Genomic DNA, 25995 nt, shown 5'->3' with positions numbered 1-25995 from the left:
CCGTGCAGTTGCCGGCCAGCGGCCGGCACTACCGGAAAGGGGCGGATCCTCGCGGACCCGCCCCTTCTTTCATTTTGCCGCCGGGGCCGCGTTGGCCTGCCAGCCGCACATCTGGCCTTCGTTCTGCTGCTTCAGCCACTCGTTGACCGGCGTGAAGTACTCGATCATCGGGCCGGCATCGAGCTTGTCGGTACCGGTCAGCTCCTTCAACGTGGCCTGCCACGGCTGGCTGGCACCCTTGCTCAGCATCGCCCAGTACTTCTGGCCGGCTTCCTTGTTGCCGTAGAAGGTGCACTCATGCAGCGGGCCCTTGTAGCCCGACGCGTCGCACAGGCCCTTGTAGAACTGGAACTGCAGGATGCGCGCCAGGAAGTAGCGGGTGTAGGGGGTGTTGCCCGGCACGTGGTACTTCGCGCCCGGGTCGAAGAACTCTTCGCCACGGGTGCTGGCCGGGGCCACGCCCTGGTACTTGGCCTTCAGGTCCCACCACGCCTTGTTGTAGTTGTCGGCGGTGATCGAACCGTCGAATACGCCCCAGCGCCAACGGTCGATCATCAGGCCGAACGGCAGGAACGACACACCGGACAGCGCCATGCGCATCTGGTTGTTGATGACCGCCTCGCGGCTCTCTGTCGGCGCGTCGACCAGGCCGATCGAGCTGAGGTACTTGGGCGTCATCGCCAGCACGATGGTGTCGCCGATCGCTTCATGGAAGCCATCGTTGGCACCGCCCTGGAACAGCGGCGGCAGCGGGTTGTAGGCCAGGTCGTAATAGATGTGGCCCAGCTCGTGGTAGATGGTGGTGAAGTTTTCTTCGTTCGGCTTGATGCACATCTTGGTGCGCACGTCGCCTTCCATGTTCATGTCCCAGGCGCTGGCGTGGCAGACCACGTCGCGGTCATCGGGCTTGATGAACTGGGTTTTTTCCCAGTACGACTGCGGCAGCGACGGCATGCCCAGCGACACGTAGAAGTCCTGCGCGCGCTCGGTCATCTGCTTGGCGGTACGCAGTTCGGCCTCGCGCTGCGCCTTGTACTGGGCAGCCACGTTGGCGTCCTTGCCGGCCTTGGCCAGCGCCGCGCTCAGGTTGGTCTGGTACTGCTTTTCCAGTGCCGCGGTGATGTCCAGGCTGCCAGCGCCCGGGTAGGGTTCCAGCTGGTCCCACAGGTTCGACCAGTCCTGCTGCCACATGTTGCCGAGCAGGTGCGCGGCGATCAGGCCATTGCCCACTTCTGCCTTGTCCTTGCCATAGGTCTTGTCCAGCTTGCCGCGTGCGTAGCAGTGCAGCTGCTCGTACATCGGCTTGACCTGTTCCCACAGGCGATCGGTTTCAGGGCCGATCTGCTCCGGCGGCATGTCGTAGCCGCTGCGCCACATCTGGCCGGCATCGGTGAAGCCCATGCCCTTGGCGCCTTCGTTCACCAGACCGACGAACTTCTGGTAGTCGCCGCGCATGCTCTTGGTGGTGCTGTGCCAGCCCTGCCAGGCGTCGAGCTGCTTGTCGTAATCGCGGCTGCGTGCCAGCACCTGCTCCAGCTCGCCCAGCTGGCGGCAGGAGTTGGGATCGTTGGCATCGGTGCAGTACTTGCCGGCACCGTAGCTGCCTTCCATGCGGGTGGCGATCTGGGTCAGCTCGGCCAGCTTGGCCGGGTCGCGTGGCGCCGGCATCGAAGACATCAGTTTCAGCAGGTGGATCGCGCGCTTGCTGTCTTCGCTCATCGGCTTGCCGTCGAACTTGGCGGCCTGTTCGATCCAGCTGTTGAGCTGGGTCAGCGAGCGCTCGTTGGCCTTGGCCGCGATGCGTTCCGAATCACTGTTGATGTAGGTGGAGGACAGCCACTGCGCCGAGGTCATTTCCGGGTAGGCGGCCTTGAATTCGGCATTGATGCGGGCCACGAACTGGTCGGCGGTTTCGCCGGCCGGGGCGCTGCTGCTGGCGGTATCGGTGCCTGGGGTGGGTTCCTTCTTGCAGGCGGCCAGGGCCAGCGTGGCGGCGGCGATAGCCGAGGCCAGCAGGAGATGACGGTGTTTCACGGGCGGTCCTTGGGTGGTGAACGACGGCCGAAGGCTAGTGGGCAGCCGCTGCCACCGCAAGTGGCGGAAGTCGGCCGGGCAGCGCCCGGCACCCGCAGAGGCTTTCGAGCAACGGCAACGTCAACTTCAAAAGCGGGGATTCCGTGGTTTGGCGGGGCGGTGTGGGCTTGCAGGACACGCCGCAACCCGTCCATGGGGGCTCGATGGCGCCATCCATGGCGCCAACGGTCCTGCAAGTCCACACCGCCCCACCTCTGACAGATCGTGGCGGCTGTTGGTAGGTGTCGACCTTGGTCGACACATCTGTCAGATATCGAATGAGTCATCCACGCATGGCGTGGATCTACTGTGTCGACCAAGGTCGACACCCACCAGGGCAATACGTCGTTCCGACAGATCGCGGAAATCTGTCGAAGGCGGGGTGGGTCCGGTTGCGGGGGCGTGAGCCGCATGGATGCGGCGACCGAGCTTACATGGACGTACTTGCAGCGTCCCCCTCAACCGGACCCACCCCGCCAACCCACAGAATGCCAGCTTTTGCTGTTGCTGTCGAGGCTGCCGGCCAGCGGCAGGCACTACCGCGGGTGCAGGGCTGCAAGCCCTGCCGAACAACCCTCAACCTTCGCAGTTGGCGAACACGTCGCGGTCGCGCTCGTACAGCGAGGTCTTCACCTGCATCAGGCCCAACACCGACGGGAACAGGTTGTCGTGGTCGGTATACGCCGCCGAACGCTTGCGCACGCACTGCAGGTCCAGCCCGCGGCTGCTGGCGAAGCCCGGTGAGAACCACATCGTCATCGGTACCCGGGTCTGCTCGGCCGGGGCGATGGCATAGGGCACGCCGTGCAGGAACAGGCCCTTCTCGCCCAGCGACTCGCCATGGTCGGACAGGTAGATCATCGCCGTGTCGTAATCCTGCATGCCCTGCAGCGTGCCGATGGTCTTGCTCAGGAAATGATCGGTGTACAGCACGGCGTTGTCGTAGCTGTTGGTGATCTCTTCGCGCGAGCAACGGCCGATGTCACGGGTGTCGCAGGTTGGCTTGAAACGAGCAAAGGCGGCCGGGTAACGCTCGAAGTACGCCGGGCCGTGGTTGCCCAGCTGGTGCAGCACTACCACGCGGTCGCCGGGTTTGGCACGCACCTGGGTGGCCAGGTCCTGCAGCAGGATCTCGTCCATGCAGCGGCCATCGGCACACAGCCCCGGGGTGGTCGCATCGGACAGCGACTGGAACTCCAGGCCTTCGCACACGCCCTTGCAGCCGGACTGGTTGTCACGCCACAACGGTGCGATGCCGGCACGGTTCAGTACGTGCAGCAGCGACTGGTGTGCACGGATCTTTTTTTCATCGTAGTCGTGGCGTCCCCACGGCGAGAACAGGCACGGCAGCGACACTTCGGTGCTGGTGCCGCAGGAATGCATGTCCGGGAAGTTGATCACCGGTGCCTGGGCCAGTTCCGGGGTGGTGTTGCGGCCACCGTTGAGGCCCCAGTTCTGCGCGCGCACGGTTTCGCCCATGACGATCACCAGCAGGCGCGGCTTGCTGGCAGTTGCACGCGGGGTGGCCTTGGCATCGGTACCGATCGGCAGCTTCGGCGCGCGCTGCACCGGGTTGTCGCCACGCAGCGCACGCGGCAGGCCCAGCAGTACGTTGGCCGGGGTGGCGAGGTAACGCACTTCGCGCTGGTTGCGCATCAGTGCCGAGACATCCTGGAACGAGATCAGCGCACCGCCAACGGCAGTCACCGCTGCCACGACCAGGAAGCCGAGGCGCCACAGCAGGCTGCGGCCCCAGCTGCGGCGGCGCAGCTGCACGCGCCACAGCACGATCATCGGCAACACCGCCAGCAACAGCACCGGCCACACCAGCGACACGGTCATCAGCTCGCGGCTTTCCTTGGGGTCGGTCGCCAGCACGTTGCGCAGCATGTCCGCATCCAGATAGATGTGGTAGCGGCTCATGTAGTGCGCAGCGAATGCGGTCACCAGCAGCAACAGGCTGATCACCACCTTGGCATTCCAGCGCCAGACCAGGATGCCCAGCAGCACGCCGTGTGCACCCAGCAGCAACAGCAGCAGCGAAAGCGCGTAGCGCAGGCTGCCCGGATGGCTGGCCATCGCGCTGTGCCAGAACAGGCCATTGCCGGCCACCGCGAAGAACAGGCTGGTCAGCGCGATCAGTGCTTCGGTGGAAAGCTGCGGCCGCCAGTTGCGAAGACCCGCAAGGGCGGGGAGGCGGGCGGGGCGTTGGACCGATGCACTCATGCGTTTGCCTCCTGGCGGTTGGGACGGTCCAGCTGACGGCGGATCAGGACGCGTTTGACGATCAGATACAGGCCCAGCGAAAGCAGCCAACATATCAACGCAGTGGCAACGTCATGCGAAAGGAAATGGGCGCCCCGCAGCTGCTGGCTGATGCCGAACACCAGGCCAGCGCCGAGGCCGATCCACAACCCGGCCCAGCGCCATGAAGGGCGCCACAGCAAGGCGAAGAAGTACAGGGACAACCATGCGTAACCCGCGCTGGCGTGGCCCGCCGGGAAGCAGGCCTGTGCGGCCATGCCGGCCGGGCGCCCGGTGAAAAGCCCGATGAAAGGCTGGTGGCCGCCGTAGCGAAGCAGGTCCCAGGGGCATTCCATCGGCACCAGCGACTTCAGCAGGGAGATCACACCCGTGCCCAGAGCCATGGCAATCACGACATAAAGCAGCGCCCACCGCAGGATGCGATCGCGACCCTTCCGCCAGTGGTGGAAGCACAGCAGGATCGCAACCAGCGCCGCTGCGGTGCTCAGCCATTTGCCGGCCTTGTGCACCACCGTGCGGGTGATCCAGGCGTCCTGCAGCGCCCAGTGGCCACCCTCCAGACGGAACAGATGATCGGCCACCCATTGGTCGCCGCCGAAACCCATCAGCAGCGTAAACAACGGCAGACCGATTGCGACAGGCAGCCAGAGGTGAGTTACGGCAAATCGTGACGCCAGTGGCGATGTTGCAAGCGGCGCTACCGAATCAAGGGGACGGACGGGCATGCTGGGAAAGGGCGGTTCGGGAATCCGCGGTCATGCTCGTCACCTGGATGTCGGAGAAGGGTCGGACGCTCGTTCGTGCCGGGTTAATGTTTTCCCGGCACGTGTCAACGTTCAGTCTTCTTCGGCGGTCGATCCTGTCCGCTCGGCGTGGCATTCCGGGTTCCATGCAGTACCGGGAAGCAGTTGCCAACGATTCCTGTTGGCAACACCGATGTCGATCACCTTGGCCGGATCCACACAGGGGCTCATTGCGTCGTCCAGCACCAGCAGCCAGCGCTTGCCAGGTGCCTCGGCCAGCCACGGGCCGGCGTCGTGCCATTGCTCGGCCCAGGGGCGCTTGAAGCCGAATTCGCGCACCGGGCGGTCGGCCTGCAGCAGGTTCTGTTCGCGCCAGGCCACCAGCGCCAGTTCGGCGTCCGGTCCGATCCGCGCGCCGACCCGGCGCATCAGCGCCGACGCCGATGCGTAGGGATCCAGCGCCGGGATCAGCACCAGGCCGTAGAGCATCCACAGCATGCCGTGGGTCAGCAGCACCAGCGTTGCGGCGCGGCGCACCCGCAACCAGACAATCAACGTCGCCAGCGCGATGGCGAAGGTCAGCAGGCCATCACCCAGCACCGGAAGCAGGGTGTCGGGCATCGCCCGGCGTTCCAGCTGAGCCACGGCCCACGGGTGCTCGGTCATCAGCATCACGCCCAGCACGCCGGTGGCCAGCATCAGCACCACGCTGTAGCCGAACAGGTAGCGGCGCACGCACAGGCGGCGCAGCAGGCCGGGCAGCAATGGCGCTGCGGCCAGCGCCATCGCCGGCAGCATCGGCAGCAGGTACACCTCGCGCTTGCCCGGGCTGGCGCTGAAGAACACCAGCACCAGCACGGCCCAGCCCAGCAGCAGCCACTGGCGGCGGTCGCCACGGCGGATACGGCGCCACCAGGGCTTGAACAGCATCGGCAGCAGCAGGCTGCCCGGCAGCCACAGGGTCAGGATCACCTGCAGGTAGTACCAGGCGGGCTGCCGGTGGTGCCAGGCATTGGCATAACGGGTACCGGTCTGCTTGAACAACAGCTCATGCGCGTAGGCCTGCAGTTCGGCAGTGGGCGTGTGCAGCAGGGCCCAGCCCAGTGGTGCCAGCCACACCCCGACACCCAGCAGGAAGGCCGGGATCAGCCACAGCAGGGTTGCCGGATGCGGGCCCTCCACCGTGTACCCCCGGCGACGCTGGTACAGCCACCAGCCGAACCAGGGCAGCACCATCAGCAGCGGCAGGAAGCCCACGCCCTTGGTCACCGTGCCGACGCCTGCGGCGAAACCGGCCAGCCACAGCGCGGGCAGGTTGCGGCGTTCGCACAGGTGCCGCATCAAGCCCCACAGTGCGACGGTGGTCATCCCCACCAGCACCATGTCGATCTGCGCACGCTTGGCCATCAGCCCGAACTGCAGGGTGCAGAACAGCGCCGCCAGGGCGTAGATGGAATGCCGAGGCGACCACAGCCTCCGTGCCAGGTCCGACACCAGCCACAGGCTGAGCAGGGCGCCCAGCAAGGACGGCAGCAGGAACGACCACTGCCAGCTGCCGACGATCTCGTAGGCGGCGGCCTGCAGCCACATGAAGACCGGCGGCTTCTCCGCATACAGCTCCACGCCGCGGTGCGGCAGCAGCCATTGCCCGCTCTCGACCATGGTCCTGGCCGCCAGCACGAAGCGCGGCTCGTCCGGCGGCTGCGGCTGCCGAAGGCCGATCCCCGCTGCCAGCGCAGCAATGATCAGCAGCCACAACAGGGGCAGGCGCCAACGGCGGGGCAGGGCTACGGGCACGGCAGGCTCCGGGAGCAAAACGGCCATTCTGAGGTGGCAGGGGTGGGAAAAGCGTCAGAGCGACGCCGGGGCGACCGCATTCCGACATGTGCGGCGCTACCATGGTACGAACTTCCGTGGATGTTTCGTGCATGCGTCTGTTGGTGATCGAGGACAACCGCCAGCTGGTGGCCAACCTGTTCGACTATTTCGAGTCGCGCGGGCATGTGCTCGACGTGGCGCCGGATGGCATCACCGGACTGCACCTGGCCGGAAGCCATCCGTATGACGCGGTCATCCTGGACTGGATGCTGCCGCGCATGGAGGGCCCGGAGGTGCTGCGCCGGCTGCGCGCCGAGCATGCATCGGAAGTGCCGGTGATCATGCTGACCGCGCGTGACGAGCTGCCGGACAAGATTGCCGGCTTCCGCGCGGGCGCCGACGACTACCTGACCAAGCCGTTCGCGCTGCCGGAGCTGGAGGTGCGGCTGGAAGCGCTGCTGCTGCGTGCGCAGGGCCGCAACCCGCGCAAGCGCCTGCAGGTGGGCGATCTGGTACTGGATCTGGCGACGCTGGAGGCTCAGCGTGAGGGCCAGGTGCTGCACCTGTACCCAGCCTGCCGCAAGCTGCTGGAGGTACTGATGCGCGCCAGTCCGGGCGCGGTCACCCGCCAGCAGCTGGAATTCGCCCTGTGGGGCGACGAACCGCCGGATGGCGACCTGCTGCGTTCGCATGTCTACGAACTGCGCCGCAGCGTCGATGGTCCGTTCGCCGAGAAACTGATCCATACCCTGCCGCGGGTGGGTTACCGTCTGGCGGTGACCACGGGCAGCGATGCCGGCAAGGATGGCGATGAAGGCGCGTAAGCCGGGGCCGCTGTACCGGCGCGTGGTGTGGTGGTTGCTGGGCTATCTGGCGCTGCTGTCGATCGCGGTGTTCAGCGTCGGCAACTACGTGCATGAACATGCCGAGCATGCCGCCTGGCGCGCGCTGCTCAATTCCGAACTGGACAGCATCGTCGAGCACGTCGAGCACGAGCCGCACTACCGCTGGCAGGATTCGGACACGCTCAGCCTGTACCGGTTCGATGCGGTCAACCTTCCCGAGGGGCTGCGCACATTGCATCCGGGGCTGCATGACGGCGTGATGGTCAAGGGACGTGAGACGGCGGTGATGGTGCGCGAAACCGAGCCGATGGGCCGGGTCGCGCTGGTTCTGGACATCTCCGATTTCCATGACCTGGAACAGTTCGCCACGCGCTGGGTGATGCTGGCCGGGGTGATCATGATCTTCGTCACCGTGCTGATGGCGTCGTTCGGCATGGAGCGCATGGTGCGCCCGTTGAGCCTGCTGGCGCAGCACATCGCCGCGTTGCGGCCGGGCGTTCAGGGCCAGCGCATCGAGGTCGACCCGCGCGGCAGCTCCGAACTGCATACCATTGCCGATGCACTGAACGACTACCTGGACCGCAACGAGCAGTTCGTCGAACGCGAACGGGTCTTCATCAGCACCGCCAGCCACGAACTGCGTACACCAATTGCGGTGATGACCGGTGCTGCAGAGCTGGCACTGGAACAGCCGGGCCTGCCCGAGCGCGCGCGCCAGCAGATGCAGCGCGTGCTGCGCACAGCGCAGAGCGTGGAGCAGCTGATCGAACTGTTGCTGGTGCTGGCGCGTGATCCGGCACGATTGGCCGCGCGCGCCGAGCGCATCGCACTGGACCAGCTGTTGCCGGAAATCGTCGACGACCATCGTCACCTGCTCGGCGACAAGGATCTGAGCATCGGCATCCAGGCTGCTCCGGTGGATATCGTTGCGCCGCTGGCCGTTGTGCAGGCCGCGATCGGCAACCTCCTGCGCAATGCCATCGAGAACAGTGGCCGTGGTCACATTGAGCTGCGCCTGAGCTCGTCGGCGGTGCTGACCCTGCAGGACCCCGGGCATGGCATGAGCCCGGAGGAGATTGCGGCGATCCACGCGCGGATGGCCCGTGGCGAGCGCGCCGATCGGGGGGGCGGCATCGGACTGGACCTGATCGCGCGGCTGTGCGAGCACCTGGGCTGGACCCTGCAGCTGCAACCCTGTGACCCGCGCGGTACGCGTGCCACCCTCGACTTCAGCGCATCACGCCCTCCATCGCGGTAGTGCCGGCCGCTGGCCGGCAGCCCTACTGTCCGGTGCCCGCGCGCGCCACGTGCTGGTCGATCAGGATCACGTTGCCATCCGGATCGGCCAGCTGCAGATAGCCGGTGCCCTGCCCATCAGGGTCGGTGCGCACCGCCAGTTCGACGCCCTTCGCATCCAGCTCCGCCTGCAGCTCGCGCACATCCTGGAAGTGGGGCAGTTCCTGCTTGTGCTGGTCCCAGCCAGGATTGAAGGTCAGCAGGTTGCCCTCGAACATGCCCTGGAACAGGCCGATCACGGTGCCGTTGCTGCGCATCACCAGCCAGTTCTGTGCCGGATCGCCGCCGGTGACCGAGAAGCCCAGTGCTTCGTAGAAGGTGCGGGAGGCCCCAAGGTCCTTGACCGAGAGGCTGATGGAGAAGGCGCCGAGCTGCATGGGAGTGGCTCCGGGAAAGGGCAACCGGCACTGCAGCATGACCCGGCGTGAAGACAATGTTAATCTGCGGATGCGCCGCTTTATGCGGCGCTTTTTTTTTCCCGCTCTTTCGATCGACAGAGGATCCCATGCCGACCGAACCCGCTACTGCCCTGATCAGCAACGACATCGTTGGACTGGGCCTGATTGCCGCCACCCTGGCCCTGATCTTCTGGGCCGCCAGTGGTCCGACCCCACTGCTGAAGAAGATCTTCGCCTGGGTGCCGGCACTGCTACTGTGCTACTTCATCCCCGCCATCTACAACACCGCCGGTGTCATCGATGGCCACAACACCTCGCTGTACAACCCGGTCGCGCGTGACGTGCTGCTGCCGGCGGCACTGGTCCTGCTGACCCTGTCGATCGACCTGAAGGGCGTCATCAAGCTCGGCCCGAAGCTGCTGGTCGTGTTCTGTGCCGGTACCGCCGGCATCATGCTCGGCGCCATCGTCTCGTTCCAGCTGATGAAGCTGATCCACCCGGAAACCGTGGCCGGTGATACCTGGGCCGGCATGGCGGCGCTGGCCGGCAGCTGGATCGGTGGCGGCGCCAACATGGTCGCCATGCGCGAAGTGTTCGGCACCGATGCCACCACCTTCGGCCAGTTCGCAGTGGTCGACGTGGCCTGCGCCAGCCTGTGGATGGCCATCCTGCTGTTCCTGGCCAACCGCGCGCAGCAGATCGATACCCGCAATGGTGCCGATACCCGTGCCATCGACGAGATGAAGGCGCGCATCAGTGCCTACGAGGCACAGAACGCACGCATTCCGAGCATGACCGACCTGATGGTGATCGTCGGTGTGGCACTGGGGGGCGTCGGCCTGGCCCACGCCATCGCCGCGCCGCTGTCGGGCTGGTTCAAGGCCAATGTCAGCTGGGCCAGCCAGTTCAGTCTCGATAGCCAGTTCGTGTGGGTGATCCTGCTGTCCACGGCGATGGGCCTGGGCCTGAGTTTCACCCGTGCACGCCGGCTGGAAGCCGCAGGCGCTTCGCGGCTGGGCACGGTGTTCCTGTACTTCCTGATCGCCTGCATCGGCATGCAGATGAACCTGCTGTCGCTGCTGGATCGGCCGTGGCTGTTCCTGCTCGGCGCGATCTGGATGGCCACCCACGTGCTGGTGCTGTGGGTGGTGGCCAAGCTGCTGCGCGCGCCGCTGTTCTTCTTCGCCATTGGTTCGCAGGGCAATATCGGCGCAGCCGCTTCGGCCCCTGTGGTGGCAGCGGCGTTCCATCCGACGCTGGCCCCGGTGGGCGTGCTGCTGGGCACGGTGGGCTATGCGACCGGCACCGGTCTGGCGTATGTCACCGGCCTGATCCTGAAGTGGATGGCGACCGGCTGAGTTCGGGCCGCCCTGGCGTCATGCTTCCGTAGATCCGCGCCATGCGTGGATGCACTTCATGGAGATCCATGAACATGGAAGGGGTCAGATCCGTTTCCCGGAGGAAACGGATCTGACCCCTGACGCTTCTCGCCGCCACCGGAAATCTGTCGAAGGTGGGGTGGTGTCGGATGGCGGGGTGTCCGCGGCATGGATGCCGCGGCCAAGCCCCCAGGGATGGGTTTACGGCGTCCCCGCCATCCGACACCACCCCGCCAAATCCACGGAAAACCAGAGCCGACGCTTTGGCCGTTGCAGTCGCCTCTGCGGGTGCCGGGCTGCAAGCCCGGCACCCACCTCACTCCTCAACAGCAGCGACCACCGTTGCGTCCGCCGTAGCGCGCTTCCTGGCGCTCGCGGAAGAACGTCTTGTAATCCATCGGCTCCTGGTCCGGATGCTTTTCCAGCATGTGCCGGACGTAGTTGTCGTAATCAGGAATGCCACAGCACAGCCGTGCGGTCTGCACCAGGCGCCGCCAGATGCGCCGGTGCGCCTGGTACTGGCCGGCGGGAACCAGTTGCGTGCTCATCACAGGTCCACCATTTCATGTGGCTTCAGCGCCACGTACGGGGTCTCGCGGTCGCTGCGCTGCGGGTTGCGGCGTGCCGCCAGGATGGTCTTGATCGAATACACCAGTACCGCGCCCACCACCAGCAGGAACAGCGCGGTCAGGCCGGTGTTGACGTAGGCGTTGACCACGATCTGCTTCATCTGCGCCACCGACTTGGCCGGTGCGGTGATGGTGTCGCTGGCGAGGGCGGCCTGGAACTTGTGTGCCTGGGCCAGGAAGCCCTGCGCCGGGTTGCTGTCGAAGATCTTGATGAAGCCGGCGTAGGTGGTGCAGATCAGCAGCCAGATGGCTGGCACCGCCGTCACCCACGCATAGCGGTCACGTTTCATCTTGAACAGCACCACCGTGCCCAGCATCAGCGCGATGCCGGCCAGCATCTGGTTGGAGATGCCGAACAGCGGCCACAGCGTCTGGATGCCACCGAACGGATCGACCACGCCGGTGTAGAGCAGGTAGCCCCACAGCGCCACGCAGCCGGCGGTGCCGATGATGTTGGCGGTCCACGATTCGGTCTTCTTCAGCGCCGGTACGAAGTTGCCCAGCAGGTCCTGCAGCATGAAGCGGCCCGCACGGGTGCCAGCGTCGACTGCAGTGAGGATGAACAACGCTTCGAACAGGATCGCGAAGTGGTACCAGAACGCCATCATCGCGTCGCTGCCACTGGGAATCGCTTCGTGCAGGATCTGCGCGATGCCCACCGCCAGTGTCGGTGCGCCACCTGCGCGATGCAGGATGGTCGGTTCACCAATGGCCGCCGCGGTCGCGGTCAGCTGCTCGGGCGTGATGGTGAAGCCCCAGGTGTTGGTGATGTAGTGCGCCGCCGATGCGGCATCGGCACCGATCACCGCCGCCGGGCTGTTCATCGCGAAGTAGATGCCCGGATCGATGATCGAGGCCGCGACCAGTGCCATCACCGCCACGAACGATTCCATCAGCATGCCGCCGTAGCCGATGTAGCGCATGTGCGCTTCATTGGCCAGCAGCTTCGGCGTGGTGCCGGAGGAAATCAGCGCGTGGAAGCCGGACACCGCACCGCAGGCGATGGTGATGAACAGGAATGGGAACATGCCGCCCTTCCACACCGGGCCATCGCCGCTGGCGGCGAACTGGGTCAGCGCCGGCATCTTCAGTTCCGGCATCACCACCAGGATGCCGATGGCCAGCGCGATGATGGTGCCGATCTTGAGGAAGGTCGACAGGTAGTCACGCGGGGCCAGCAGCAGCCATACCGGCAGCACCGAGGCGACGAAGCCGTAGCCGATCAGCATCCAGGTGATCTGGGTGCCGGTGAAGGTGAACGCAGGGCCCCACACGGGGTCGGCGGCGACCTTGCCGCCGTACCAGATCGCGGCCAGCAGCAGGATCAGGCCGACCACCGAGATCTCGCCGATCTTGCCGGGGCGGATGTAACGCATGTACACGCCCATCAGGATCGCGATGGGCATCGTCGCGATCACCGTGAACATGCCCCACGGGCTTTCGGCCAGCGCCTTGACCACCACCATCGCCAGCACTGCCAGGATGATGATCATGATCAGGAACGCGCCGAACAACGCGATGGTGCCGGGTACCTGGCCCATCTCTTCCCGTACCAGATCGCCCAGCGAACGGCCGTTGCGGCGGCTGGACAGGAACAGCACCACGAAGTCCTGCACCGCGCCGGCCAGCACCACGCCCACCACCAGCCACAGCAGGCCGGGCAGGTAGCCCATCTGCGCGGCCAGCACGGGGCCGACCAGCGGGCCGGCACCGGCAATCGCAGCGAAATGGTGGCCGAACAGCACGTGCTTGTTGGTCGGCACGTAATCCAGGCCATCGTTGTTGATCACCGCCGGGGTGGCCCGGGTCGGATCCAGCTGCATCACCTTGTTGGCGATGAACAGGCTGTAGAAACGGTAGGCGACCAGGTACAGCGAAACTGCGGCGACGACGATCCACAGCGCATTGATGTGTTCGCCGCGGCGCAAGGCCACGGTGCCCAGACAGAAGGCGCCGAGCAGGGCGAGTGCTGCCCAGCCAATTTTGGAAAACCCTTTCATGAGGTGCTCTCTCCCGGAAAGACAGTCAAAGAGTCCCGCGTGCCCTCGGCAGGGTCAATTGGCACAGGACGAATCTGCGGTAGTACTTTGGTCGTACGCTTGATGTGCTGACGTGCAGCGAACATCAGGGATGGAACAATCGGTTGCGGCGCCGTCCATTGGCGCGCAGCCGTGTGGCGTCCATCTTCAGTGGCATCCATCCAACAGGAGTCGCCATGAGCTTTCCCGAACCGGTCCGCGTGCTGCGGACCATCCGTGGCATGCCCACCTCCGACGGTGCCGGCGTGCGCCTGACCCGCGTCATCGGCGGCCCCACGCTGCCGGACCTGGACCCATTCCTGCTGCTCGATGAATTCGGCACGGACCGTGCCGAGGACTACATCGCCGGCTTCCCGGAGCATCCGCATCGTGGTTTCGAGACCGTCACCTACATGCTCGACGGGCGCATGCGGCATCGCGACAACCACGGCAATGAGGGCCTGCTGACCCCGGGTAGCGTGCAGTGGATGACCGCAGGCCGTGGCCTGGTGCATTCGGAAATGCCCGAGCAGGAAAGCGGGCAGATGCGCGGCTTCCAGCTGTGGGTGAACCTGCCGGCGAAAGAGAAGATGACGGATCCGAAGTACCAGGAATTCGCCCCTGAGCGGATTCCGGTGGCGCACCCGGAAGCGGGCGTGGACGTGAAGGTGATTGCCGGCAACGTGAATGGCACGCAGGGCCCGATCGTGCAGCCGGCCACCGATCCGCTGTACCTGGACATCACGCTGGCCCCGGATCGCGCCTGGACCTATGCGTTGCCGGAAGGGCACAACGCCTTTGCGTATGTGTTCGAAGGTGCGGTGACGGTGGGTGAGCAGGACGCGGCGCGCGACGTCGCCCGTCAGGAACTGGCGGTGCTGGGGGGCGGTGAGCAGCTGCATCTGTCGGCCGGCAGCGAGGGTGCACGGCTGATCCTGGTGGCCGGTCGTCCGTTGCGCGAACCAGTGATGCGCCATGGACCGTTCGTGATGAACACGCGGCAGGAACTGATGCAGGCCTTCGTCGATTTCCAGGAAGGCAAGTTCTGAGGGATTGCGCCGGGCCATGCCCGGCGAAAGAAACCGGTAACGCCGCCGGGCCATGCCCGGCGAAAGAAACCGGTAACGCCGCCGGGCCATGCCCGGCGAAAGAAACCGGTAACGCCGCCGGGCCATGCCCGGCGGACGTCCCGCGTGCCGGATGCTGCGGGGATGCTGCCAGGCAGTCATCCCCGCCATCGTCAGTTCCCGGCAGCCACGGCCGACGGGGTCAGGCTCATGCCCTGCGCCAGCTGCTGCAGCGAGCCCAGTTCCTGCGCGCTGTCCGGATACAGCGAAATCTGCGCGTAACGCCCTTTGTCGAGCTTGACCACACTGATGCGGCGCTCGGCATAGCCGGGCGGCTGCTGGCCTCCCAGATCGGGCTGGTACCAGTACAGCGATTCACCGCCGAAGCTGCCTTTTTCCTGGCGCAGCGAGCGGTTCAATGGAAGGTTGGGATCGCGCGCACTGAGCATCAGGCTCAGTACCTCGCGGCCATCGCCGGTGCTGGCGCGGCAGACCAGGAAATCGGCCTGTGCCTGCTGTTGCCACTGCAGGCCGCTGCTGGCCGGCAATGAAGGACATTCGGTGGGAGCCTGCGCGGCGGCCTGGGCCACAGCGAACAGCAGGCTCGACAACACTACAGGCGCGAACTTCATGCATCCCCCAAGGTGGTGTGTCGTTGGCTCCGCCGGATGGACCGGCAGCCTTGGCATCCCATCCCCGGATGCCACCCCCGGCCGGCATGTGCACGGACGGTCAACTCAACCTTAACGGAACGTGAGCGATCGCACAAATTGCGGTTGCAAGCGTAACCATTGCGGCCGAAGGTCGGCCGCAATGGTCCGCACAGGCCTCAGCGGTCGTTGCCGATCCACTTGTAGATGATGCCGCCGATCGCGCCGCCCAGCAGCGGGGCGACCCAGAACAGCCACAGCTGGCTGACCGCACCGCTGCCGGCGAAGAAGGCCACGGCGGTGGAGCGGGCCGGGTTCACCGAGGTGTTGGTGACCGGGATGCTGATCAGGTGGATCAGGGTCAGCGAGAGGCCGATCGCCAGCGGCGCAAAGCCAGCCGGTGCCTTGCCATGTGTGGAACCCATGATCACGATCAGGAACACTGCGGTCAGCACCACTTCGCACAGGAAGGCCGCCGCCACGCTGTAACCGCCGGGCGACAGCGCGCCATAACCATTGCTGGCGAACGCACCGGCCTGGCTGCCGTCGATGGCGAAGCCGCTGGCCCCGGAAGCGATCTGCAGCAGGATGAAGCCGGCCACCAGGCCGCCAGCCACCTGGGCGATGATGTAGGGGATCAGGTCCTTGGTCGGGAAACGACCGCCAGCCCACAGGCCGACACTGACCGCCGGATTGAAGTGCGCGCCCGAGATATGGCCGAACGCATAGGCGCCGGTCACCACGGTCAGGCCGAAGGCCAGCGCCACGCCGAGGAAACCGATACCCAGCGGATTGCCGTCGCCACCGAACTTGGCGGCCAGCACCGCACTGCCACAGCCACCCAGAACCAGCCAGAACGTGCCGAGGAACTCGGCGGACAAGCGTTTACCCATGCTCATGTGTTGCACTCCTTTGACGGCGAAAGTGTGATTTATGTCACATTTCAGTGATCAGCGGGTGACTGTAGCGTCAACGCCGGGTGCAGGGATACACCTTCGGATGTGTGCAACACGCGATGTTCAGTACTGCGGCAGCGGGATGAATTCCTTGTCGTCGCCCGGAATGGTGCCGAAGCGGCCGGCTTCCCAATCGTGCTTGGCCTGCTCGATGCGCTCCTTCGAGCTGGATACGAAGTTCCACCACAGGTGACGCGGGCCATCCAGCGGCTCGCCGCCGAACAGCATCGCCTTCACCGGCGTTTTCGCACGCAGGCGGCCACGTGCGCCGGCTTCCGGGATCACCAGGTGCTGCGCCGGGATGTCCACGCCATCCAGCTGCGCCTCGCCCTCGAGGATGTACAACGCGCGTTCGCGGTGGCCGTCGTCGATGTCGATTTCCGCATCCGGGTCGAGATCGATCGCCACGTTGAGGGTGTCGGCGAACACCTTCACCGGCGATTCCTCGCCATAGGCGCGGCCGGCGATCACGCGCAGCCAGGCACCGTTGCGGCGCTGCTCCGGCAGGGTGGCCGCGGCGTGGTGGTAGAACGCCGGTTCGATTTCCTCATGCGATTTCGGCAGGGCCACCCAGGTCTGCATGCCGTGGATCGGGTTGTCGTGATCGCGGTCCGGCTGCGGCGTGCGCTCGGAATGGGCGATGCCGCGGCCGGCGGTCATCCAGTTGACGTCACCGGGACGGATCACCTGATCCGAGCCCAGGGTGTCGCGGTGGCCGATGGCGCCCGACCACAGGTAGGTGACCGTGGCCAGGCCGATATGCGGATGAGGACGCACGTCGATGGCCGTACCGGGGTGCATGAGTGCCGGGCCCATCTGGTCGACGAACACGAACGAGCCGATGCTGCGGGCCTGCAGGGTGGGGACGGCGCGACGGACTTCGAGTCCGCCGATGTCGTGCACGCGCGGGGCGATGATGGTAGTCATGCGGGCGTTCTCGCTGGCAGGGATCAGGTGGCCAGCATCGCATGCAGCTGTGACGGACACATGCCCCGTATGGGTAACAGGTTGTTCCAGCCAACGGCGCAGCCCCTCGTGGCTGGTTGCTTGGTCGCTGAAGGCACAAGCACAAGCCGCGCTTGGCCGGGCGGGTGGGTTGCGCAGGACACGCCGTAAACCCATCCATGGGGGCTCGATGGCGCCATCCATGGCGCCAACGGTCCTGCGCAACCCACCCGCCCGACCTCTGACAGTTTTCGTGTGCGTCCAGCCACGGAGAAGAAAAAAGAAAAACAAAGTCAGAATCAAACGCCGGTCGCTTCGCTCCTGGTATCGACCAAGGTCGACACCCACCAGTTCGTAATGATCCGTGCCGACCAAGGTCGACACCTACCAGCCATCGCAGTTCACCCACCGTCACCGGGAAACTGTCAGGGGTGGGGCGGTGTGGGCAGGCAGGACCGTTGGCGCCATGGATGGCGCCATCGAGCCCCCATGGATGGGTTTACGGCGTGTCCTGCCTGCCCGCACCTCCCCGCCCAACAAACAGAAAAGCCAGAGCCGCTTTGGCTCTGGCTTCTGCTGTGGAACTTGACGTTGCCTCTGCGGGTGCCGGGCCGCAGGCCCGGCCGATAGACTCAAACCACCGGTTCGCGCAGGGCGGGATTGTCCCAGCCCGCGCGCGGGGCGAAGCGGTCGCCGTGGCGCTGCTGCAGCGCCTTCAACCGCTCGACGATCGCATCGGCACCCACCGCACGGATGTGCTGGATCGGGCCACCGCGGAACGGGGCGAACCCGGTGCCGAAGATCACGCCCGCATCCAGCAGGTCCGCATCGGCCACCACGCCTTCATGCAGGCACGCCACCGCTTCGTTCAACAGCGGCAGGATCAGGCGGTCCTCAAGATCGGTCGGGGCCTGGTAATCGCTGGCCACGTCCGGCTTCTTCGGCTTACCGTTTTCCCAGGTGTAGATGCCCTGGCCATCCTTCTTGCCGCGCTTGTCCGGTTCCACCGTCTGCAGTGCGGCGGGAATCTGCAGGCCCAGGAACGGCGCCAGCTCGCGGCCGACGCCGGCGGCCACGTCCAGGCCCACGGTGTCGATCAGTTCGATCGGGCCCATCGGCATGCCGAACTTCACCGCCGCCTTGTCGATCACCGGGCCCGGAATGCCTTCGGCATACGCGGTGGCCGCTTCCAGCATGTACGGGAACAGCACGCGGTTGACCAGGAAGCCCGGGCTGCCTGCCACCGGCACCGGGAACTTGCCCAGCGCCTTGCAGAACGCGGCCAGGCGGCGCTCGGTCTCCGCCGCCATGCCGTCGTGATGGATGATCTCCACCAACGGCATCTGCGCCACCGGGTTGAAGTAGTGCAGGCCGGCGAACTGCGCCGGGCGCTGGATGTGGTCGCGCAGTTCCACCAGCGGAATCGACGAGGTGTTGGTGGTCAGCAGCGCGTCGTGCTTCATCTTCGGTTCCAGCGTCTGGTACAGCGCACGCTTGGCCTCCGGGTCTTCGATGATCGCTTCGATCACCAGGTCGGCCTCGGCCACGCCGTTGCCTTCCAGGTCGGCACGCAGGCGTGCGGCCACCGCTGGGCGCTTGCTCTCGTCGCGCACCTTCTTGGCGAACAGCGCCTGCGCGCGTTCCATGGCGGGGTCGATGAAGCGCTGCTCGCGGTCCTGCAGGGTTACGTCGAAGCCCTTGTAGGCGGCCCACGCGGCGATGTCGCCGCCCATCACGCCGGCGCCGACCACGTGCACGTGGCGGATGCCCGAATCACCACCGCCGAGGCCCTTCAGGCGCTCGGTGAGGAAGAAGATGCGGATCAGGTTGCGTGCGGTCGGCGTGCTGGCCAGCTTCACCACCGCACGCCGTTCGGCATCCAGGCGTGCCTGGATCGGCTTGCCGCCGCTGCGCTGCCAGGTGCTGATCAGTGCGTACGGCGCCGGGTACTGGTCCTTCTTTGCCTTGCGCGCCACCTGCTTGACCATCTGCGGCGCCAGCAGGGTGCGGGCCAGCCAGGTGTTGGTGGCCCAGGCCGTGGCGCGCTGCTTGAACGGGCGGGTGGTGCCGGACAGGGCCAGCGCCACGGCGGTATCGAGCACCACCGCCGGTGCCACTACCTTGTCGACCAGGCCGATCCCACGCGCGGCCGACGCCGACAGGGTGCGGCCGGTCAGCATCATGTCCATCGCCGCCGGGGCGCCCACCAGCTGCGGCAGGCGCGCGCTGCCGCCCCAACCGGGGAAAATGCCCAGCTGGGTTTCAGGCAGGCCGATGCGGGTGCTGCTGTCATTGGAGGCCACGCGGTAGCGGCAGGCCAGTGCCAGCTCGGTGCCGCCGCCCAGGCAGTGCCCGTGGATGGCCGCCACGGTGGGGCAGGGCAGCTCGGCCAGCTTCTGGTAGGTCGACTGGCCGCGGCGGATGGCATCGTTGACGGTGCCGCGACGGTCGAACTCCTGGAACTCCTTCAGGTCCGCGCCGGCAATGAACCCCGCCTTCTTCAACGACTGGATCACCACGCCCTTGGGCGGGTCCAGCGCGATGCGTTCCAGCAGGTCCCCCAGTTCCAGCAGCACGTCCTGCGACATCGCGTTGACGCTGCTGTCCTGACGATCCAGGGAGAGGACCACCACGCCGTCGTCGCGGATCTCGGGGTGCCAGTGGCTGAAGCGGAGACCATCGAAGCCTGAGAGCATGGACGTTCCATCCGGTTGTGTATGGAGAAGCGGCTATGATCCAGAGGTTGTTTCCCCCGCGTCAAATCCCAATAGCAGGGGAGTGGCGACCCCGGATCCATGGCCGTGGACCGGGACGCTAACGGAACGGTGGTTAAAAGCTGGTGCGGCGCCGGGTGATCGGCGACTGAACTTTTCCCGGGATTGGCAGTCTCATTGCCCGACGTCGGTTGGGCTGACAGGAGTGCGGCCCCTCATGGCCGAGGTTGATACACCACAGGAGCTGGATCTGGAACTGGTCCGGCGCGTGCAGCACGGCGAGAGCGCCGCGTTCGATGTCCTGGTGCGCAAGTACCAGCATCGCGTGGTGGCCCTTGTCGGTCGCTACATCGCCGACTGGAGCGAATGTCAGGACGTCGCCCAGGACACTTTCATCCGTGCCTATCGCGCGATCGGAAGTTTCCGTGGCGATGCCCAGTTCTCAACCTGGTTGCATCGAATCGCCGTGAATACCGCCAAAAACTACCTGGCTTCACACAATCGACGGCCACCGACCGATGACATCGACATCGGCGATGCCGAACAGTTCGACAGTGGTACGCGCCTGCGCGACACCGACACGCCCGAACGCGAGTTGATGCGCCAGGAGCTGGAACAGACGGTGATGAAGGCCGTCAACGCGCTGCCGGAAGAGCTCCGGTCGGCGATCACCCTGCGCGAGGTGGAAGGCCTGAGCTACGAGGAAATCGCGCAGAAAATGGGGTGCCCGATCGGCACCGTGCGTTCACGGATCTTCCGGGCGCGCGAGGCGATCGACACCGAACTCCGGCCGCTGTTGGACATCGGCAGCGCCACCCGTGAGAAGAGCCGCGTATGACCAGTAATCCGTTCAACGAATCGCAGAACCATCAATCGCCCGCCGGGCAGCGCCTGGACCAGCGCCATCGGGAGCAGCTGTCGGCCCTGGTCGATGGCGAGCTGGGTGCCGATGAAGCGCGCTTCCTGCTGCGCCGGATGGAGCATGACCCCGAACTGGCCGGCTGCCAGGAGCGCTGGCAGCTGCTGGGCGATGTGATGCGCGGGCAGGCGTCGGCGCTGGCGCCGGCCGGGTTCAGTGCCGCCGTGGCTGCCGCCATCGCCGCCGAGCCTGCGCCGCAGGCCGAGCCGCGCCGTCAGGTGCGTCGCAGTGGCTGGCGGGCCTGGGGCGGTGGTGCCGCACTGGCCGCTTCGGTGGCGGCGGTGGCACTGTTCATGGGCGGTGAGAAGCTGAAGGAGGCCACCCCGGGCGAGCCGTTGGCACCACAGGTGATCGCCAGCCAGGCAGAGCTGCCGACCGTGCCGACCGACCCTGCCCCGGTGACCGAGGCCTCTGCAGACACTGCCGCGATGGCCGTGGCGGCGGCTCCCGCCCTGGCGATGGCCGCTGCCAGTCGCCGCCAGGATACCCGCCGCGCCAGTGCCACCCGCAGCCAGCAGGCCGCGCGTGCCGCCCAGCGTGAGGACCTGTCGCAACGCGCAGTGGCTGCTGCGCAGGCGCCGCTGACCCCGACCGTACCGGCCAATGCCGGCCGCAACATGCCGTTTGGTGAGGTCGGTGGGCTGCAGGCCCGGCCGTGGCCGCGTTCCAGCCTGGCGCCTGCCGCCGGCGGCGCGCTCAATGCCAGCTTCCCGGCCCATACCGGTGGCGCCGCGTTCTACCCGTTCGAGCCGCGCCTGCAGGACGACCTGCCGGTGCCGCCGCGCCCGCGCGACTGAGCCGGGTGCTTTCACGCCCCGCCGTCGGCGGGGTCCGTATTCCTCTTTCCATCCGATCCGGAGGTTGCCGTCCGATGACTCCCCGATTCCGCACGCAGGCCATTGGCCTGCTGGCCCTGACCCTGCCGCTGATGGCCTGCGCGCAGGCCCCGGCTCCGGCCGCCCCGGCCCAGGCTGCCCCGGCCGCCGCGCCGCGGGCGCCGGCACAGCCGCTGGTTACCGGCCTGCCCGATTTCACCCACCTTGTTGAACAGGTCGGGCCGGGCGTGGTCAACGTCGACACCACCATCGTCCGCAACAACCGCCAGGCTTCGCGGGGCCCGATGGGCGGTGACGACGACATGCCGGAGTTCTTCCGCCGCTTCTTCGGCCCGGACTTCCCGATGCCGGGGCAGGGGCCGGGTGGGCAGGACGGTGGCCCCAGCATCAAGGGCCGTGGCATGGGGTCGGGCTTCATCATCTCGCCCGACGGCTATGTGCTGACCAACTACCACGTGGTGGCCGACGCCAGCGACGTGAAGGTCAAGCTGGGCGACAGCCGTGAGTTCAACGCCAAGGTGGTGGGCAGCGACCAGCAGTACGACGTGGCGCTGCTGAAGATCGATGGCAAGAACCTGCCGACCGTGCGCGTCGGCGATTCCAACACGCTGAAGCCGGGCCAGTGGGTTGTCGCGATCGGCTCGCCGTTCGGTCTCGACCACTCGGTCACCGCCGGTATCGTCAGTGCACTGGGCCGCAGCACCGGTGGCGCCGACCAGCGCTACGTACCGTTCATCCAGACCGACGTGGCGATCAACCAGGGCAATTCCGGTGGTCCGCTGCTGAACACCCGTGGCGAAGTGGTCGGCATCAACTCGCAGATCTTCTCCGCCTCCGGCGGCTACATGGGCATCAGCTTCGCGATCCCGATCGACCTGGCGATGAGCGCGGTCGAGCAGATCAAGAAGAGCGGCAAGGTCACCCGTGGCCAGCTGGGTGCGGTGGTCGAGCCGATCGATGCGCTGAAGGCGCAGGGCCTGGGCCTGCCCGACAGCCGCGGCGCGCTGGTCAACCAGATCGTCGCTGGCAGTGCCGCGGAGAAGGCCGGTGTGCAGATCGGCGACGTGGTGCGTTCGGTCAACGGCAGCCCGGTCAACAGCTGGTCCGACCTGCCGCCGCTGATCGGTGCGATGGCGCCGGGCAGCCGGGTCACCCTGGGGGTGATCCGCGATGGCAAGCCGCGCGATCTCAGCGCCACGCTCACGGCGCTGAGCGAAGACGGTCAGGGCAATGCCCGTGCGGCGGCTGCCGCCAGGCCCGATGCGGCACCGCAGGCCGGTGCCAATGCCCTGCTGGGACTGGACGTGAGCGACCTGACCGCGCCGCAGCGCAAGCAGTTCGGGCTGGACGGCAACGAAGGCGTGCGCATCACCGGGGTCAAGGGCCAGGCGGCGCGTGATGCCGGCCTGTCTCCTGGCATGGTGATCCTGCAGGTCGGCCGCACCGCGGTCGGCAGCGTGGAGGGCCTGAACCGGGCGCTGTCCAGCTACAAGAAGGACGACGTGGTGATGCTGCTGGTGCGCACCGGCAACGGCAACAGCGCCTTTGTGGCGGTGAAGGCCGGCCAGTAAGGGTCGCCCGGGGCCGCCCCGCGGCCCTTGTCCGCCGCCGAAGCCCCGCCCTGGCGGGGCTTCGGCCATTCCGGGCCCGGCCTGATGAGGCCGCTTTCGCGGTGGGGCGCCGGGCATGCGATAATCGACCGTTACCCTGACGACGCCGCGCGCCGCCGCCACCTATGTCTTCTGATTCGATGCGGAACATCCGCAACTTCTCCATCATCGCCCATGTCGACCACGGCAAGTCCACGCTGGCCGACCGCATCATCCAGCTTTGTGGTGGCCTGCAGGCCCGCGAGATGGAAGCGCAGGTGCTCGACTCCAACCCGATCGAGCGCGAGCGTGGCATCACGATCAAGGCGCAGTCGGTGTCGCTGCCGTACCTGGCCAAGGACGGGCAGACCTACCATCTGAACTTCATCGACACCCCCGGCCACGTCGACTTCTCCTATGAAGTCAGCCGCTCGCTGGCCGCCTGCGAAGGCGCGCTGCTGGTGGTCGATGCGGCCCAGGGCGTGGAAGCGCAGTCGGTGGCCAACTGCTACACCGCGGTGGAGCAGGGCCTGGAAGTGGTGCCGGTGATCAACAAGATCGACCTGCCGACCGCCGACATCGAGTGTGCCAAGGCCGAGATCGAGGCCGTGATCGGCATCGACGCGTCCGACGCCGTGCCGGTCAGCGCCAAGACCGGCCTGAACGTGCAGGACGTGCTGGAAGCAATCGTGCATCGCATTCCGCCGCCGGCGCCGCGCGACACCGAGAAGCTGCAGGCGCTGATCATCGACTCCTGGTTCGACAACTACCTGGGCGTGGTCTCGCTGGTGCGCGTGATGCAGGGCGAGATCAAGGCCGGTGACAAGCTGCAGGTGATGTCCACCGGCCGCAACCACCAGGTCGACAACGTCGGCGTGTTCACGCCGAAGCGGAAAGTGCTGCCGGCGCTGCGTGCCGGTGAAGTGGGCTGGGTCACCGCCAGCATCAAGGACGTGCACGGCGCGCCGGTTGGCGACACCCTGACCCTGGCCGGCGACCCGGCACCAAAGCCGCTGCCGGGTTTCCAGGAAATGCAGCCGCGCGTGTTCGCCGGCCTGTTCCCGGTCGATGCCGAGGATTACCCGGACCTGCGCGAAGCGCTGGACAAGCTGCGCCTGAACGATGCCGCGCTGCGCTTCGAGCCGGAAAGCTCCGAGGCGATGGGTTTCGGCTTCCGCTGCGGCTTCCTCGGCATGCTGCACATGGAGATCGTGCAGGAGCGCCTGGAGCGCGAATACAACCTGGACCTGATCAGCACCGCGCCGACGGTGGTGTATGAAGTCCTGAAGACCGATGGCTCGATCATCAACATGGACAACCCGGCCAAGCTGCCGCCGGTGAACCAGGTCGAGGAGATCCGCGAGCCGATCATCCGTGCCAACGTGCTCACTCCCGAGGAGTACATCGGCAACATCATCAAGCTGTGCGAAGAAAAGCGCGGCAGCCAGATCGGCATCAACTACCTGGGCAGCCAGGTGCAGATCAGCTATGAACTGCCGATGGCCGAGGTGGTGCTGGACTTCTTCGACAAGCTGAAGTCGGTCAGCCGTGGCTATGCCTCGCTGGACTACCACTTCGTGCGCTTTGACGCCGGCCCGTTCGTGCGCGTGGATGTGCTGATCAACGGCGACAAGGTCGACGCGCTGTCGCTGATCGTGCACCGCAGCCATGCCGACCGCCGTGGCCGCGAGCTGTGCGAGAAGATGAAGGACCTGATTCCGCGCCAGATGTTCGACGTCGCCATCCAGGCGGCGGTCGGCTCGCAGATCATCGCCCGTACCACGGTCAAGGCCATGCGCAAGAACGTGCTGGCCAAGTGCTATGGTGGCGACGTTTCGCGCAAGAAGAAGCTTCTGGAAAAGCAGAAGGAAGGCAAGAAGCGCATGAAGCAGGTCGGTCGTGTGGAGATCCCGCAGGAAGCGTTCCTGGCCGTGCTGCAGATGGACAACAAGTAATCCCGCACCGGCCCTGCGGGGCCGGTCGTCCGGTGACGTTGCAAAGGACCCTGAATGAAACTGTTTGAGATCCTCCTGGTCGTGCTGACCCTGGCCTCAGGCCTGATCCTGCTTGCGGACAAGCTTTACCTCGCCAAGCGTCGCGCCCAGCGCGCCGGCCTGCTCGATTCCGAGCCGGTGCTGGTGGATTACTCGCGTGCGTTCTTCCCGGTGCTGGCGATCGTGCTGATCGTGCGCAGCTTCATTGCCGAACCGTACAAGATCCCGTCCAGCTCGATGATGCCGAACCTGCTGATCGGCGACTTCATCCTGGTCAACAAGTTCTCCTACGGCCTGCGCCTGCCGATCAGCAACACCAAGATCGTGCCGTTCGGCGAGCCCTCGCGTGGCGACGTGGTGGTGTTCCACTTCCCCGGCCACAGCGACAACGACCCGGCCAAGGGCGAGAACTTCATCAAGCGCGTGATCGGCGTGCCGGGTGACACCGTGGTCTTCGAAGGCGACGGCGTGACCCTCAATGGCGAGCCGTTGAAGTACGACAACAAGGGCATCTACGCCGGCCACAAGGGCCAGGGCGAAGGCGCCAACCTGCTGGTCGAGCACCTGCCGGGCCGCACCCACACCGTGCTGGAGACCGACTACCCGCGTGGCCAGGGCCAGTGGACCGTGCCGGCCGGCAAGTACCTGGTGATGGGCGACAACCGTGACAACAGCGACGATGGCCGTTTCTGGGGCCTGCTGCCGGAAGAGAACCTGCGCGGCAAGGCGTTCCTGATCTGGCTGAACTGCCAGGGCTGGTTCTGCAAGGATGGCTTCGAGCCGTCGCGGATCGGCTCGAGCATCAACTGACCGGGCGGCAACTGAGTATTTTCACATCCAACGCGTATCTGGGGAGAACGC

The 25995-nt window shown here is 66.2% G+C and carries 20 protein-coding genes; 9 read left to right on the top strand and 11 right to left on the bottom strand.

Annotation, left to right across the window (positions count from 1 at the left end; genetic code table 11):
• Positions 1 to 69 precede the first annotated feature (69 nt).
• The 4 genes from EZ304_RS05850 to EZ304_RS05830 all read right to left on the bottom strand — a co-directional run bounded on the left by EZ304_RS05850 (position 70) and on the right by EZ304_RS05830 (position 6905).
• Complete coding sequence (locus tag EZ304_RS05850; RefSeq protein ID WP_099555359.1) at positions 70 to 2034, bottom strand: M2 family metallopeptidase; 1965 nt, start codon at positions 2032 to 2034, stop codon at positions 70 to 72.
• Between the two features lie 615 nt (positions 2035 to 2649).
• Positions 2650 to 4299 (bottom strand): phosphoethanolamine transferase, encoded by a 1650-nt coding sequence (locus EZ304_RS05840; RefSeq protein ID WP_099555361.1) that lies wholly within the window; start codon positions 4297 to 4299, stop codon positions 2650 to 2652.
• Positions 4296 to 5063 carry a phosphatase PAP2 family protein gene (locus EZ304_RS05835; RefSeq protein ID WP_099555363.1) on the bottom strand — a complete coding sequence of 256 codons (768 nt, stop codon included), beginning with the start codon at positions 5061 to 5063 and terminating at the stop codon, positions 4296 to 4298. Before EZ304_RS05835 ends, EZ304_RS05840 begins: the two co-directional genes overlap by 4 nt.
• 111 nt (positions 5064 to 5174) lie before the next feature.
• The gene (locus tag EZ304_RS05830; protein ID WP_278252666.1) at positions 5175 to 6905 is read right to left on the bottom strand and encodes an ArnT family glycosyltransferase; all 1731 of its coding nucleotides are present in this window, start codon (positions 6903 to 6905) and stop codon (positions 5175 to 5177) included.
• A gap of 104 nt (positions 6906 to 7009) precedes the next feature.
• Between EZ304_RS05830 and EZ304_RS05825 the strand changes: the two genes are divergently transcribed.
• Both EZ304_RS05825 and EZ304_RS05820 read left to right on the top strand, forming a co-directional pair.
• Positions 7010 to 7723: a response regulator transcription factor gene (locus tag EZ304_RS05825; protein WP_099555367.1), complete on the top strand. Its 714-nt coding sequence runs from the start codon at positions 7010 to 7012 to the stop codon at positions 7721 to 7723.
• Entirely contained in the window at positions 7710 to 9002 is a 1293-nt protein-coding gene (locus tag EZ304_RS05820; protein WP_099555369.1) for a sensor histidine kinase, read from the top strand. Before EZ304_RS05825 ends, EZ304_RS05820 begins: the two co-directional genes overlap by 14 nt.
• A gap of 22 nt (positions 9003 to 9024) precedes the next feature.
• Here the strand turns inward: EZ304_RS05820 and EZ304_RS05815 are convergent, their stop codons facing one another.
• On the bottom strand, positions 9025 to 9417 hold the full coding sequence (locus tag EZ304_RS05815) for a VOC family protein (RefSeq protein WP_099555371.1): 393 nt from the start codon (positions 9415 to 9417) through the stop codon (positions 9025 to 9027).
• A gap of 128 nt (positions 9418 to 9545) precedes the next feature.
• Here EZ304_RS05815 and EZ304_RS05810 point away from each other — a divergent pair, with 128 nt between their 5' ends.
• Complete coding sequence (locus tag EZ304_RS05810; RefSeq protein WP_014038098.1) at positions 9546 to 10796, top strand: DUF819 domain-containing protein; 1251 nt, start codon at positions 9546 to 9548, stop codon at positions 10794 to 10796.
• A gap of 344 nt (positions 10797 to 11140) precedes the next feature.
• On the opposite strand, the gene EZ304_RS05805 is transcribed toward EZ304_RS05810, so the two are convergent.
• Positions 11141 to 11365 (bottom strand): YbdD/YjiX family protein, encoded by a 225-nt coding sequence (locus EZ304_RS05805; protein ID WP_005410613.1) that lies wholly within the window; start codon positions 11363 to 11365, stop codon positions 11141 to 11143.
• Entirely contained in the window at positions 11365 to 13446 is a 2082-nt protein-coding gene (locus tag EZ304_RS05800) for a carbon starvation CstA family protein (RefSeq protein ID WP_142806533.1), read from the bottom strand. The genes EZ304_RS05805 and EZ304_RS05800 overlap by 1 nt, the downstream gene beginning before the upstream one ends.
• Positions 13447 to 13661: 215 nt before the next feature.
• On the opposite strand from EZ304_RS05800, the gene EZ304_RS05790 reads away from it, so the two are divergent.
• Positions 13662 to 14513 (top strand): pirin family protein, encoded by an 852-nt coding sequence (locus EZ304_RS05790; protein WP_142806531.1) that lies wholly within the window; start codon positions 13662 to 13664, stop codon positions 14511 to 14513.
• A 191-nt stretch (positions 14514 to 14704) separates the two neighbouring features.
• Here the strand turns inward: EZ304_RS05790 and EZ304_RS05785 are convergent, their stop codons facing one another.
• From EZ304_RS05785 to EZ304_RS05770, 4 genes are all read right to left on the bottom strand, one after another.
• Complete coding sequence (locus EZ304_RS05785) at positions 14705 to 15163, bottom strand: hypothetical protein (protein ID WP_142806530.1); 459 nt, start codon at positions 15161 to 15163, stop codon at positions 14705 to 14707.
• A gap of 197 nt (positions 15164 to 15360) precedes the next feature.
• Positions 15361 to 16080, bottom strand: a complete 720-nt coding sequence (aqpZ, locus tag EZ304_RS05780; protein WP_142806529.1) for an aquaporin Z — start codon at positions 16078 to 16080, stop codon at positions 15361 to 15363.
• Between the two features lie 120 nt (positions 16081 to 16200).
• Positions 16201 to 17064, bottom strand: coding sequence for a pirin family protein (locus EZ304_RS05775; protein ID WP_049427674.1), 864 nt, complete (start codon positions 17062 to 17064; stop codon positions 16201 to 16203).
• 650 nt (positions 17065 to 17714) lie between these two features.
• A complete protein-coding gene (locus EZ304_RS05770) occupies positions 17715 to 19778 on the bottom strand; it encodes a 3-hydroxyacyl-CoA dehydrogenase NAD-binding domain-containing protein (RefSeq protein WP_142806528.1) in 2064 nt (687 codons plus the stop codon).
• 235 nt (positions 19779 to 20013) lie between these two features.
• Between EZ304_RS05770 and rpoE the strand changes: the two genes are divergently transcribed.
• The 5 genes from rpoE (at position 20014) to lepB (ending at position 25944) form a co-directional block, all read left to right on the top strand.
• Complete coding sequence (gene rpoE, locus EZ304_RS05765; protein ID WP_005414197.1) at positions 20014 to 20634, top strand: RNA polymerase sigma factor RpoE; 621 nt, start codon at positions 20014 to 20016, stop codon at positions 20632 to 20634.
• The gene (locus tag EZ304_RS05760) at positions 20631 to 21512 is read left to right on the top strand and encodes a sigma-E factor negative regulatory protein (protein WP_142806527.1); all 882 of its coding nucleotides are present in this window, start codon (positions 20631 to 20633) and stop codon (positions 21510 to 21512) included. Before rpoE ends, EZ304_RS05760 begins: the two co-directional genes overlap by 4 nt.
• Positions 21513 to 21586: 74 nt before the next feature.
• Positions 21587 to 23122, top strand: a complete 1536-nt coding sequence (locus EZ304_RS05755) for a DegQ family serine endoprotease (RefSeq protein ID WP_142806526.1) — start codon at positions 21587 to 21589, stop codon at positions 23120 to 23122.
• A gap of 179 nt (positions 23123 to 23301) precedes the next feature.
• The gene (gene lepA / locus EZ304_RS05750; RefSeq protein WP_185959242.1) at positions 23302 to 25095 is read left to right on the top strand and encodes a translation elongation factor 4; all 1794 of its coding nucleotides are present in this window, start codon (positions 23302 to 23304) and stop codon (positions 25093 to 25095) included.
• Between the two features lie 54 nt (positions 25096 to 25149).
• Positions 25150 to 25944 (top strand): signal peptidase I, encoded by a 795-nt coding sequence (gene lepB, locus EZ304_RS05745; RefSeq protein ID WP_049429924.1) that lies wholly within the window; start codon positions 25150 to 25152, stop codon positions 25942 to 25944.
• The last annotated feature ends 51 nt before the right edge of the window (positions 25945 to 25995 follow it).

Origin of the sequence: Stenotrophomonas maltophilia (assembly GCF_006974125.1) — a bacterium.
Taxonomy (GTDB): domain Bacteria; phylum Pseudomonadota; class Gammaproteobacteria; order Xanthomonadales; family Xanthomonadaceae; genus Stenotrophomonas; species Stenotrophomonas maltophilia_O.
The sequence above is the reverse complement of the archived record's forward strand: the minus strand, read 5'-3'. Positions and strand labels throughout refer to the sequence as shown.